The organism is Turicibacter sp. GALT-G1 (genome assembly GCF_025594995.1).
Classification (GTDB): domain Bacteria; phylum Bacillota_I; class Bacilli_A; order MOL361; family Turicibacteraceae; genus Turicibacter; species Turicibacter bilis.
Genome location: NZ_JAMQUS010000018.1, coordinates 1 through 11,957, shown reverse-complemented (window position 1 = coordinate 11,957; position 11,957 = coordinate 1). Strand labels below are relative to the sequence as shown.

At 36.5% G+C, this 11,957-nt stretch carries 10 protein-coding genes; 9 read left to right on the top strand and 1 reads right to left on the bottom strand.

The window, feature by feature from the left end; genetic code table 11:
- Window positions 1–761: 761 nt before the first annotated feature.
- The gene (locus tag NEH74_RS03735) at window positions 762–1,748 is read right to left on the bottom strand and encodes a metal ABC transporter solute-binding protein, Zn/Mn family (protein WP_262941103.1); all 987 of its coding nucleotides are present in this window, start codon (window positions 1,746–1,748) and stop codon (window positions 762–764) included.
- A 153-nt stretch (window positions 1,749–1,901) separates the two neighbouring features.
- Here NEH74_RS03735 and tmk point away from each other — a divergent pair, with 153 nt between their 5' ends.
- From tmk to NEH74_RS03690, 9 genes are all read left to right on the top strand, one after another.
- On the top strand, window positions 1,902–2,531 hold the full coding sequence (tmk, locus tag NEH74_RS03730; protein WP_055275228.1) for a dTMP kinase: 630 nt from the start codon (window positions 1,902–1,904) through the stop codon (window positions 2,529–2,531).
- A gap of 30 nt (window positions 2,532–2,561) precedes the next feature.
- A complete protein-coding gene (holB, locus tag NEH74_RS03725) occupies window positions 2,562–3,542 on the top strand; it encodes a DNA polymerase III subunit delta' (RefSeq protein ID WP_055306016.1) in 981 nt (326 codons plus the stop codon).
- Between the two features lie 2 nt (window positions 3,543–3,544).
- Complete coding sequence (locus NEH74_RS03720) at window positions 3,545–4,405, top strand: stage 0 sporulation family protein (RefSeq protein ID WP_055306015.1); 861 nt, start codon at window positions 3,545–3,547, stop codon at window positions 4,403–4,405.
- 603 nt (window positions 4,406–5,008) lie between these two features.
- Complete coding sequence (locus NEH74_RS03715) at window positions 5,009–5,785, top strand: tRNA1(Val) (adenine(37)-N6)-methyltransferase (RefSeq protein WP_237297209.1); 777 nt, start codon at window positions 5,009–5,011, stop codon at window positions 5,783–5,785.
- Between the two features lie 63 nt (window positions 5,786–5,848).
- On the top strand, window positions 5,849–7,396 hold the full coding sequence (gene cls, locus NEH74_RS03710) for a cardiolipin synthase (RefSeq protein WP_262941102.1): 1,548 nt from the start codon (window positions 5,849–5,851) through the stop codon (window positions 7,394–7,396).
- Window positions 7,397–7,412: 16 nt separating this feature from the next.
- Window positions 7,413–8,000, top strand: a complete 588-nt coding sequence (locus NEH74_RS03705) for a zinc dependent phospholipase C family protein (RefSeq protein WP_262941101.1) — start codon at window positions 7,413–7,415, stop codon at window positions 7,998–8,000.
- Window positions 8,001–8,045: 45 nt separating this feature from the next.
- Complete coding sequence (rsmI, locus tag NEH74_RS03700) at window positions 8,046–8,900, top strand: 16S rRNA (cytidine(1402)-2'-O)-methyltransferase (RefSeq protein WP_055243523.1); 855 nt, start codon at window positions 8,046–8,048, stop codon at window positions 8,898–8,900.
- A gap of 22 nt (window positions 8,901–8,922) precedes the next feature.
- The gene (gene alr, locus NEH74_RS03695; RefSeq protein ID WP_055306012.1) at window positions 8,923–10,053 is read left to right on the top strand and encodes an alanine racemase; all 1,131 of its coding nucleotides are present in this window, start codon (window positions 8,923–8,925) and stop codon (window positions 10,051–10,053) included.
- A 240-nt stretch (window positions 10,054–10,293) separates the two neighbouring features.
- Window positions 10,294–11,925 (top strand): ISL3 family transposase, encoded by a 1,632-nt coding sequence (locus NEH74_RS03690; protein ID WP_055304584.1) that lies wholly within the window; start codon window positions 10,294–10,296, stop codon window positions 11,923–11,925.
- The last annotated feature ends 32 nt before the right edge of the window (window positions 11,926–11,957 follow it).

The window sequence follows — 11,957 nt, the reverse complement described above, 5'->3', positions numbered from 1 at the left end:
TTGAGACAGCCCCTTTTTTTTGTTATGTACAGAAAATAATTAGGAGGAGACATCATCGTTGAAAAAATTCTATAATGGGTATTACAGAGAAAGAGCGCTAAGCAATCTTTCTCTCATAAATAAATTTTCTAATGATTTGTCTCCTATTTTTTATTAACCAATAGATTAATAAAGATTATGAAAAGATATGCTAATCTTTAATCTCATATCCCATGATTATTCATTAAACATCTTTAATTTAAATTTTAAAAGATTAAAGAGAATCTTATGTGCTCTTTAATCGTAATCAATTTGATTTATTATTGGCAAGATACACTTATTCTATAAGGAAATAGAGAGAGGATTTCAAAGTTAATCTAATTAAAAAAGACAAGTTTGACTTGTCTTTTTAGGTGAGGTTTCTTTTGTTACCTTATTGATCGAAGGTATTTTTTAGGGCTTTTTCCGTGAAAAAGATAGGTGTCGTTAGGAAGGTGATTTGAATAAAGGAAATAATACCTCCTAACATACCAATTGTATTTTCATTTTCTCCCATGATAAAAAACATCGGTAAGATTGAGATGATGAGAAGTATCCAACCTGCTTTTACCCATAGCTTCCCTATGCTACGTGACTCAATCTATGATTGAGATCGTAGCTTTTCTCCACACATAGGCCCCCCCGCTACGCAGATAAATGTTTCTTTAATAGGTAGGGGAATTTTAAATTTTGAGTATGATGAATGAATGAGGTGATGATATAGTTTTTATGTTTTATCCTTCTTAATAGAGTTCACGTTTTAAATGATTGATGTTTTCGTACATGATGGTAAAGTAGTCGTCACCGTTTTGGATTTGTTCTTCGGTGAGGGTGGCGAGGGTATAGAGGGGGATGCTTTCTAGGTTAAGACTGTTTTGGATTTGTTCGATGACGCTTGAGTGGATGTTAGGTTCTTGGAAAAGGTAGTATAGGTTTAATGTTAGAGAGGCATTGATGAGCTGCTGAAGGTCTTGTTGTGGGAGTTCGTTTTCATAATAGTCTAGGATGGGGATTTGGATGAGTCCATAACTTTGCCATGTGGAGAAGGCGTCATGTGTCGTGATGAAATATTTGTTTGGAGCATCACTTAAGCTTTCGAAGGCTTGATTGAGTGTGAGGAGTTTTTCCTTTAATTGATTGTAGTTTGCTTGGAAGATGGCTTCGTATTCTGGTCGAAATGCGGTGAGTTCATTTTTGATGATTTCACACATGATGATAGCATACGATGGATGTAACCAGAGATGGTTATATGCTTTAGACAAGGTTTGTTCTGAGCGACCATCTTTATGTTTTGGGAAGGTTGGGGATTGTCCAGATGATTCTTCGACGGTGAGTGTTCCACTAATGAGGGTTTGTCCTTGTCCAATTTCGGGGGCTGTTTGTTTTTTTACTTCGGCTAACATATTAATTGAAGGAATATGTTGCTCGTCAATAATAGAGGTAAGGTCGAGGGTATAAGGTTCGAGGGTTGGATCGATGTAAAGGACTAAGTCTGATTTTTGAGCATTGTTTAAGGCGTTTACCGTGAGTTTATAGTTGTGGATATCGGCTTCGTCTTGTACTAGTTGGGTCGTGTTGACGTATTGACCTCCAATTTGCTGGGTAAAATAGGTTAATGGGTAAATGGTTGTGGCTACTTTGAGGATAGACGTCGTTTTGTTTTCGTTAGTTGTGTGAGTACATCCTAAGGTGATGATGCAAAGTAGGAAAATAAGATATTTTTTCATCATGTTGTTAAAACTCCTTATCGTAGGATGGTTATATTTTTTCCAATGCAATGCTTTTTAATCCATAATGAGGTGGAGATAAATTTCTTTAAAATAGGGGGTATTTGTGAGATAATGTTGTTTGATATTTGATTTTTTGATAAAGGAGTTTAGACGATGAGTGGATTATTTATTACACTAGAAGGCGGAGAAGGTGCCGGAAAGACGACGATTGCGAATGCGGTAATTGATAAGTTATCAACACTTGGGATCGAGACGTTATATACGCGTGAACCGGGTGGGATTAAGATTGCTGAGAAAATTCGTGAGGTCATTTTAGATCGTGATCATACGGAGATGGATTGTCGTACGGAAGCTTTACTTTACGCTGCTGCCCGTCGTCAACATTTAGTTGAGAAGGTGAAACCGGCTATGGATGAAGGTCGTATTGTGTTATGCGATCGCTTTGTGGATAGTTCGATTGTGTATCAAGGTTATGCTCGTGGCATTGGAATGGATGAAGTTCGTGAGATTAATCAGTTCGCGATTGAAGGGTTTATGCCGGATTTAACAATCTTTTTTGATATTAAGCCTGAAATTGGGTTAGCTCGTATTGCAGCGAATGACTCTCGCGAGGTAAATCGTTTAGATTTAGAGGGATTAGCCTTCCATGAGTTAGTTTATGAAGGATATAAAAAGCAAGCAAAAATGAATCCAGAGCGTATTGTTTCTGTAGATGCGACAAAGTCTGTTGAGGCATTGACAGATGAGGTTTGTGCATTAATTTTAAGTAAGTTAAATAAATAAAGAAGATGGATTTGAAAGGAGGTGACGCGTGTGCGTGGATGGGAAAAAGTTTCAGATCGCCAGTCTGAGGTGGTTCGATTTTTAGTGAATAGTTATCATAAGAATCGCTTGGTTCATGCGTATATTTTAGAGGGCGCTAAGGGTGTCGGAAAGTTGTTTGTTGCGAAGAATTTTGCTAAAATGTTATTGTGTGAATCAGAGGATAAGATTTGTGGAACGTGTCGAAGTTGTCAGATGATTGAGAATGAGGGACACGTGAATGTTTATGTGATTCGCCCAGAAGGAAATAGTATTAAAAAGGAGCAGATTCAGACGTTGCAATCGGAGTTTTCAAAGATGGCGGCGGAGAATTCGGCGAAGGTTTATATTATTGAAGATGCTGATAAGATGTCGGTGAGTGCAGCGAATAGTTTGTTAAAGTTTTTAGAGGAGCCAATGAAGAATACCTATGCGCTTTTATTAACGGAGAATAAACAGATGTTGTTACCGACGATTCGTTCACGCGCGGTTGTCCTTTCTTTTAAATCGTTACCCCATGAGGAGTTAATTAAGCAGTACTGTGAAGCGGGAGTGAATCAGTATGCGGCGATTGTGGCGTCGTTAACGCAAAATTTAGATGAAGGGATTAAGTTAGCGGAATCGGACCGTTTGGCATCGTTAATTGATTTTGTTTTGAAAACTGAGGATTGTTTTGTAAAGACGAAGTTAGATCCGTCTATTTTGTTCATGCAACATCAGGATCTTTTTAAGGAAAAGGATTCTCAGTTATTATATTTAAAGCTTTTTATGATTTATTATGAGGATGTACTAAGGATGAAGTTAGGTAAGACTGAGCAGCTTGCTTTTAGGTTGTATCCTTCTTCACTTTCCACAAGTGAGCAAGCAAATACGACGACGTCGTGTTTGAATAAGTTGCGTGCGCTTTTGGAGGCGGAGAAGCGTTTGATGGCGAATGCGAATGTGATGCTTTGTTTTGATCAGTTATTCTTAGAGATGAGAGGAGGATTTTAGTCATGCAATATGAAGTAGTAGGGGTTCAGTTTAAGCAGGTTGGGAAGAAGTATTTCTTTGATCCAAATGGGTTTGAGCTTAAAAAAGGCGATTATGTTTTAGTTGAAACGGTTCGCGGGATGGAGTTTGGTACGGTTGTAATTGCTCCGAAGTTGGTTGGTGAGGAAGATGTGTTTTTACCGCTAAAACCTGTGATGCGAATTGCGACGGAAGAGGATATTGAGAAGCATCGTCAAAATAAGGCGGATGAAGCTTATGCAATTGAGGCTTGTGAGCAGTTAATCGTTAAAAATAAGTTAGATATGCAGCTTTTAGGTTGTGAATATACGTTTGATCGTACGAAGTTAATTTTCTATTTTACGGCTGAAGGTCGCGTCGATTTTAGACAGTTAGTTAAGGATTTAGCGTATACGTTCCGTTTACGTATCGAACTTCGTCAAATTGGGGTTCGTGATGCAGCAAAGATGATTGGTGGATTAGGTCCATGTGGACGTGTGTTATGTTGTACATCGTTTTTAGGCGAGTTTGCAACGGTAACGATTAAGATGGCGAAAAATCAACAGTTATCATTAAATCCATCAAAGATTTCGGGGGTTTGTGGAAAACTTTTATGTTGTTTAAAATACGAGAATGAGACGTATGTGGAATTAATGAAACGATTACCTGACGTTGGAAACCGCGTGTTAACAGAGTTAGGGGAAGGACGTGTTCGTTCAATTAATATGATTTCTGAAACATTAATGGTCGAGTACAAAGATACAATCCGTAAACATGACGCCTCAGAAATCCTTAAAATCTTAGACCGTAAAGTCAAAAAAGAAGAAATCCAAATCGACCCAGAACTAAAACAATTGATTGACTAAAAAGCTGAGGCACACGTTTAACTCCGAACAAAAGTGTGAAGCCACCGATATGCTTGAAAAGCACAGAGTGTGGATTGCACTTTATGGAGGAGTTGTGTGTCGAAGCTGGATTGGGGCGCGCATCCTGGTTTGGATTTTATCTTCACAAGGATGATATACTTGTAATAGGTTTGATGATGTATAGGGCTTTTGCTCGACGAAACTGGATTGACTAAAAGGATGAGAGTCGCGTCTAGCTTGGCGTAAAAGTCGTGTCTTTTGCGTAATATCAAAGATTTTGAGAGATTAGCGGAAGGAGATTTTATAGACAAGCTGCGACTCAAATCTGGATTAGGTAGTGCTATCTGTTTTGTAATCTATATTTGCAAGGAATAATTTTTTATTGTAGCATTTGAGTTTTGCCAGGGACAGCTCATTATTGTGAATACTAGTTATTTGTGGTTCATTAGGACTGATGTCACTTAGATTGTGGATAAAGTGTTTATTAAATGATATTGTTTCAAGTTTTTTAATATTTAAAAGTCCTTCACCTATATGAAGGACTTTGTCTTAGAAGTAGAATTTTAACGTAGTTTATATTTTTTTCATTGGATGGTGCTTGATGTGTTAGATAAGGAAAAGTTTTTGAAAGAGAATGAGGTTTTGAATGATTTATTAGGTTATGATGGTTTAAAGATTATTCAAAATCCTGAGATGTTTAATTTCTCGTTAGATTCGACGTTGCTTGGTGATTATGCGACGTTAAATAAGAATGCGAAGTCGATTGTGGATTTATGTACAGGGAATGCACCGGTTCCTTTATTTTTATCACTTCGTAGTAAAAATGCTCATATTACAGGGGTTGAAATTCAAGAGATGTCTTATGATTTAGCAACACGTAATGTGGCAGTCAATGGTCTGGAAGATCGTATTAAGATTGTTCAGGGTGACTTAAAAGGGATTCATGAGAAGCTTGGAAAGTATGCACATGATGTGGTGACATGTAATCCGCCGTATTTCAAAGTGAATCCAGATAGTAATTTAAATAAAAATGATTATTTAACGATTGCACGTCATGAAGTATTAGCAACACTTGATGATGTCGTGAAGGAAGCGTCATTATTATTAAAGCAAGGTGGACGCTTTGCAATGGTTCACCGTCCAGACCGTTTAATTGATATTATTGAAACCTTTAGAAAATATAAGATTGAACCTAAGCGTATGCGTTTAGTTTATCCGCGTATTAATCGTGAAGCCAATGTGCTTTTAATTGAAGGAATTAAAGGTGGTAATCCAGGAAACCTTCGTATTGAAAATCCACTATTTGTTTATGAAAATGAAAAAAGTTTAAATTATAGTCAGGAAATTTTAGATTTATTCATGCTTGGTAAGAAAGAATAGTCGTCTCGATTAGAGGCGACTTTTTTTACGATTAAATGAATCTTGTTATAAAGAGTTTGCTTCATGGATAGAATAGTTTTAGGTGATAAGATGAAAAGATCGATTGTATTAATAGTACTGGCTATTTTGACGGTGATTGTTTATTTTTCAAGTTTTTATTATTCGTCAGTAATTGATAGTGTAGCAGTTGCGACAGGGAGTTTAATTTATATTGGACTTTCGGTGGCATCCATTTTAGTGTGGCTCCTTATTTTTATTTACTCGGATTCGAAGAATAAATTACCGTGGTTATTTGTCATTGCATTATTTCCGGTGATTGGATTGATTTTGTATATTATGCTTGGAAATGGATTCCGAGAAACGTTCCGTTATCGTCGCCGAATGAAACAGCTTGGATCAGACTATGTGGTACCGGCGAGACATCATGATCATTCGGATGTTGAAACGGAATTGAGCTACGAGGCGTTAAGATTAGTGAAACTAAATAAAATGACGAGTCAAAATGATGTCACCTTTAAGACACAGACGCGTATTTTAACCAATGGTGAGCAAAAGTTTCCGGTTTTATTAGAGGCGATTAAAAATGCAAAAGAGTTTATTTTTTTAGAATATTATATTTTCCACAGTGATGAGATGGGGATGCGTGTCATTGAGGCACTCATTGAGCGTGCGAAGGCAGGCGTTGAGATTCGTGTCTTAATTGATTCGATGGGATCTTCAAAACGAATGTCAAAGGATGCGATTCAGATGATGAAGAGTGCTGGAATTATGTTTGCGGAATTTGATAAGGTATGGATTCCATTTTTATCGAATAAAATGAATCATCGAAATCATCGTAAAATTTTAGTGGTGGATGGAAAGTTGGCGATAACAGGTGGTATTAATATTGGGGATGAATATATTCATCGTTCCGTAAAATTTGGCTTTTGGCGAGATACATCTATTCTCATTGAGGGCGAGGCCGTACATGATTTAGCCGTGATTTTCTCAGGCGACTGGTTTTTTGCAACGGGAGAGAGACTGGAGGATGATCATTACTATATGTCTTATCCGAGTGAAGAAGATGGTGGGGTGCAAGTCGTTGATGCTGGACCACAATCAAGTATTGCTCCGATTAAGCAATCGATTTTTCGAATGATTATGGATGCGAATCATAGTATTTACATTATAACTCCATATTTAATCCCTGATTTTGATGTTATAATGGCTTTAAAAAATGCGGCGTTATCTGGAATTGATGTTCGAATTATTGTTCCAGGTCGACCAGATAAGAAGTTTGTTTATTACGCGACGCAGTCTTATTTTGAACAGTTGCTAGCTGTTGGAGTTCGGATTTTTACATATGATGGGGTGTTCTGTCATGCCAAAGTTATTGTAGTCGATGAGAAGATTGCAACGGTTGGAACGACGAATATGGATATTCGAAGTTTTTATTTAAACTTTGAAGTAAATGTGATGCTGTATCAAACCCAATCGATTGAAGCTTTACTAAATGATTTTAATATTGATTTTTCACGTTCGACTGAGATTATTTATACTGAGTGGCAAAAACGCCCGATTAGGATCCGAACCGCTCAGTCATTAGCCCAATTATTTTCAGCAATCATGTAGAAAGGATGGTGAGATAATGATTGCAAATACGCATCGGATGGTAGGTGAGTTTTTATATCAACAGTTATCACCATCAAATCAAGCCTTTATCCACAAACGACGTTTTGTGTATGGAAATATCAAGCCGGATATTCATCAGAAGTATTTACGGATGAGCCATTATCATCGAGATAATGAAGAAATCATTTTTGATATGCTTCATCGTTTGTTAAATAGTAAAGCGAGTATTCCAGAGTTTTCTGAAAACTTAGGGATTTTAATTCACTTTTTCTGTGATTATGCGTGTATTTATCATGCGAATGATTATTTATATGACAATCATTCGATTGCCAAGCATTTGAAGTACGAAGTGATGTTACATCGTTATGCTGCGAAGAAATTTGCGACACTTGAAACGGTGAAAATTATTCCGTTTCGAAGTGTGAATGAAATTCGAGAGTATGTCTATAAGTTAACGCATCGTCTTAATCAGGTGCCTATAACTAGAAGTGTGGCACAAGATTTTGAGGACATGGTGGTACTTTCGGTATCAGTGATGCAATATGTCATCAATCGGTATGAATTTCATAAATTACTGATAAGTCATAACAAAAAAGAAGCCTAAAATCTGTTATAATAGAGGGTATCATTGATAGATGGAGTGACCAAAATGCAGATTCAAAAAAGTTTTAAGCAAGAATTAGCGTGTTTATATTTAGTGGCAACGCCGATTGGAAATTTAGGTGATATGACGCCACGTTGTATAGAAGTTTTAAAGTCAGTCGATTTAATTGCGGCAGAAGATACACGACATACGAAAAAGTTATGTCACGTGTTTGAAATCGAGACACCGTTAACGAGTTATCATGAGCATAACAAGGATTCAAAAGGTGATTACATTATCGAGTTATTAAGCGAAGGGAAAAATATCGCATTAGTAAGTGATGCGGGATTACCTTGTATTTCTGATCCAGGTTATGAAGTGGTCGCTGCGGCTATTGAAGCGGGATATGCTGTGATTCCAGTACCAGGTGCCAATGCAGCGCTATCCGCGTTAATTGCTTCAGGTTTAGTGCCACAACCATTTTTATTCTACGGATTCTTAAACCGTGTGAAATCGAAGAAGAAAAAAGAGTTAGAAGATTTAAAATATCAACCGTTCACAACGATTTATTATGAGTCTCCACACCGTATTAAAGAGACGTTACAAGCGATGCTTGAGGTGTTAGGAAATCGTCGTATTGTTATTGCGCGCGAGTTAACGAAGCAGTATGAAGAGTTTGTACGCGGAAGTATTGAAGAAGTGTTAGAGATTGTAGATGAGTTACGCGGTGAGATGGTTGTCATTGTTGAAGGCTCAACTGAGAAAAAAGAGGAGACTCTTTGGTGGCAAGAGCTTGATGTGGTGGATCATGTTGAGCATTATGTCGGGGAAGGATATAGCACGAATGAAAGTATTAAACGTGTCGCTAAAGAACGTAAGATGGCGAAAAACGAAGTTTATCGTGCATATCATATAAACTAACAAACGGGTAGAGGTGAAGAGTATGCAAGAGTATTATCGTGATACATGGGCAGAGATTGACTTAGATGCGATTACTCATAATGTAAAGCAAATTAAAGACTTACACCCAACGAAGGAAATCTTCGCTGTTGTGAAAGCCAATGGATATGGGCATGGGGATGCCGAAGTTTCAAAAGTTGCGATTGAAGCGGGTGTGAGTTGTTTAGCAGTGAGTGGACTTGATGAAGCTTTACGTCTTCGTCAATCAGGAATTGAAGTTCCAATTTTAGTACTAGGAATGACACGATTAAAAGATGTTGCATTGGCTGCAGAAAATAATATTTCACTAACTGCTCACGATGAAGTGTGGATTAATCATCTTGTTTCATTACCTCTAGAAAAGAAAATTAAAGTACACTTAAAGATTGATAGTGGGATGCACCGTTTAGGGTTGATGGATGCGAATCAGATTCAAACTAATTTTAATTTATTAAAGACTGCTCCGATGGTGGAAGTTGAAGGTATTTTTACTCATATGGCAACAGCTGATTGTGATAAGGAGTATTTAGATTATCAAATACAAAATTTTAAAAATTTAATTTCAAACTTAGACTTGAGTGGCGTGAAGTATGTTCATTTAGAAAATACAGCGACATTACTCCAAAAGGAATTTGATTTTGATCATGCGATTCGTTTAGGAATTGGATTATATGGTGTTAATCCAGATGCCAATTTTATTCCAATTGATTTTGATTTAAAACCTGCTCTTAAATTACTATCAAATTTAGTACAGGTTAAACAAATTAAAAAAGGCGATAAAGTTGGTTATGGATCTACTTACGAAGCAAAAAATGATGAGTGGATTGGTGTCGTTCCTATTGGTTATGCTGATGGTTGGATTCGTTTACATCAAGGTCGATGTGTCATTGTTGAAGGGCATGAATGTGAAATTGTAGGACGTGTTTGTATGGATCAGATGATGATTCGATTACCAAAACAATTTCCAATGGGAACAACAGTCACATTAATTGGAGATGGCATGCCTGTTGAACGTGTAGCAAAAGAAATTGGAACCATTAGTTATGAAATCCTATGTCTAATTAGTGATCGCGTTCCACGCGTCTACACACAAAACGGAAAAACAATTGCCGTCAAAAAAATGAGATTTTCTTAAATAGAGAAACTGATGATTGTTAATAGATAAAAAGCTTTGGATATACGAAAATATATCCAAAGCTTTTTATTATTTTTATAGCATTTTTATTTCACGTGCATAATTCGACAAATAACGACCAATTCAATAAAAAGCGAAGTGGATATAAATGTCAATAAAAAAGTGGTTCTTCCTGACTTTTGGTGATAAAACGCTTTACCTGATATAATAAAAAGACATCTTAGAGAGGTAACTATCATCATGAATCTTAATGTCTTTTTTCCTGAAAATCTTATGATTCAATCCATTGAAAATAATGAGCATAAAATCCTGATTTACTTAAAGTCTAAATCAAATTTTAGTCACTGTCCATTATGTGGTATGAAAAGTCAGCATGTGCACAGTACGTATATTAGAAAACCATTAGATGCTTCTATTCTTAGTAAGCCAGTCCAATTAAAGATACAAGCTAAAAAGTTTTTTTGCTTAAATTCAAACTGTAAACGTCAAATTTTCACTGAAAGATTTACTGGTTTTCTAAATACCTACCGGCGTTTAACTGTTCGTCTTGAAGAAGTCTTTCTTCAATTATCATTATCGATGAGTGCGGAAGCTTTATCACGCTTCCTTTTTAAACTTGGATATGAACGAAGTGGAGACTCGCTATTAGATTTATTAAGACGTATTGATTCCACTGAAAAAGAAATAAAAAATCAATCATTAACTCATATTGGGGTTGATGATTTTTCTTTTCGTAGAGGCGTTGAATTTGGAACTGTCATTTGTGATTTAAAAACGCATCGTCCGGTTGAGATTTTGGCTTCTCGCTCGACTCAAGCATTTAAAGAATGGTTAGAAAAACATCCTTCAGTTAAATTAGTGACACGTGATCGAGCGACAACGTATACCAAAGCGATTCATTCAACGAACCCTGACATTATTCAGATTGCAGATAAGTGGCACTTTCTTAAAAACTTATTAGATGTTGTTAAAGAAACCATCAGTTCTCGTTTTCCTAAAGGATGGTTTATCATACCTGAATGCCCAGTCCTCGAAACAACGGATAACGAGACAGATATAGCTACTACTAATGAAGAGTCAACCGTTAGTCATGAATCATTATCTGAAAAAGAACAATCGAAATGGACACTCATTTTAGAGGTTCAAAAAGTCTATCAACAACTAGGCTCTATTCGCCAAACAGCCAGGCATCTTAAGCTAAGTCGTACAAGTGTGACAAAGTATATACAATTATCTGAACCCCCAAAACAAATAAGAAAGCCACGTGTTAACCAATTTCTTCCCTATTTAAACCAAATCACACAATGGTGTCAGGAAGGGAAAACAGCTATTTGGATTCATAAACAATTGATACAACAAGGATTTAAAGGAGCACCTTCTTCAACCCGACGAAAAGTTCAAGAAATTAAAGCAACTCTCTCAATAAAAAAGAATAAAAAGGTAGAGGATAAAATCAATAAAAAACCTCCTAAATATTTGAAAGCGACCAAATTTCAATTAATCTCATTAATCTGGCGAAAGGCAACCTCTTTAACTCAACAAGAGTTAGATTTATTAAATCAACTCTTTCAAGGCCACTCTGATCTAAGTGAGTTATATACAGCAGTGCAATTATTTAGAGATTTGGTTACTATGGGACAAGTCGTTAAGTTATCTCAGTGGCTGGAACGTTATGTTAATCACGAAATTAAATTACTTCGTGAGTTTTGTCGTCGAATGAAACGCGATGAGCAATCGATAATTAATGCATTAGTTTATCCATACACTAATGCCATTTGTGAGGGAAATGTCAACCGAATTAAAATGATTAAACGTCAAATGTATGGACGAGCTAGTTTTAAACTTCTTCGCATTAAAGTACTCTATGCCTAAAAAAGGCTTTTCACCAAAATAACGGAAGAACC